Origin of the sequence: Bradyrhizobium sp. CCBAU 11386 (assembly GCF_028128955.1) — a bacterium.
Lineage (GTDB): Bacteria > Pseudomonadota > Alphaproteobacteria > Rhizobiales > Xanthobacteraceae > Bradyrhizobium.
On record NZ_LBKA01000100.1, the window covers coordinates 1 to 1,344 of the forward strand.

A 1,344-nucleotide genomic window follows, 5' to 3' on the forward strand; every position below is an offset into this window, starting at 1 on the left:
CGGGTCGTGTCCCAGGGAGTGGTGTAGCTGATTAGCAAAGCCGCTCGCGACGCGCGCCCCTACATAGCGCCGTAGCGAGCGAGCGGCTTTGCGGGTGGTCACCGATGATTCGTCGGTAAGGTTTGGATTGCGACAGCCAACCTGATTCGAGGAACCACCGATGACCGACGACATGATGAACCTGCGCACGCTTGTAGAGAAGACCCCCGATGCTGATCTCTTGCGCGAGATGATCGGCTTTGCCGCCCACCGGCTGATGGAGCTGGAAGTCGAAGGCCTGACCGGGGCCGCCTATGGCGAGAAGAGCCAGGAACGCCTGGCCCAGCGCAACGGCTACCGCGACCGGAGCTGGGAGACCCGGGCCGGCACGGTTGAACTGCGTATCCCCAAGCTGCGCAAAGGCTCCTACTTCCCGGGCTTCCTGGAGCCGCGGCGGATGGCCGAGAAGGCGCTCACCGCCGTGGTGCAGGAAGCCTATGTCCAGGGCGTCTCGACCCGTTCGGTTGACGATCTGGTGCAGGCCATGGGCATGAGCGGCATCTCCAAGAGCCAGGTGTCGCGGCTGTGCGGTGAGATCGACGACAAGGTGAAGGCCTTCTTGAACCGGCCGATCGAGGGCGACTGGCCGTATCTTTGGATAGATGCCACCTACGTGAAGGTGCGCCAGAACGGGCGCATCGTCTCGGTCGCGGTGATCATCGCGGTCGGGGTCAACAGCGACGGCCGGCGCGAGGTGCTCGGCATGGATATCGGCCCGTCCGAGGCCGAGACGTTCTGGACCGCGTTCCTGCGCAAGCTCGCCCGCCGCGGCCTGCGTGGCGTCAAGCTCGTCGTCTCCGACGCTCATGAGGGGATCAAAGCCACGGTCGGCAAGGTTCTCAACGCCACCTGGCAGCGCTGCCGCGTCCACTTCATGCGCAACGCGCTGGCGCATGCCGGCAAGAGCGGACGGCGCGTCGTCTCCGCCTTCATCGCCACCGCCTTCGCCCAGGACGATGCGGAGGCGGCGCGGGCGCAATGGCGGCGCATCGCCGACCAACTTCGCCCCAAGCTGCCGAAGCTCGCCACCTTCCTCGACGAGGCCGAGACCGACGTGCTGGCCTATATGACCTTCCCGGCCGCGCACCGCGCCAAGCTGCACTCGACCAATCCGCTCGAAAGGGTCAATGGCGAGATCAAGCGCCGAACCGAAGTGGTCGGCATCTTCCCCAATGAAGACGCCATCGTCCGCCTCGTCGGGGCGATCCTGCTCGAGCAGAACGACGAGTGGGCGGTCCAGCGCGGCCGCTACATGACACTGGAAACAATCGCCCCGTTGGGCGATGATCCCGCCGTCAGCTTTCC

General features: G+C 65.6%; 1 protein-coding gene. It reads left to right on the forward strand.

All coding sequences use genetic code 11. From position 1 onward, the window contains the following. Positions 1 to 160 precede the first annotated feature (160 nt). Positions 161 to 1,344 (forward strand): IS256 family transposase (locus XI09_RS08610; protein WP_271566460.1); only part of this gene is annotated, 1,184 nt, incomplete at its 3' end.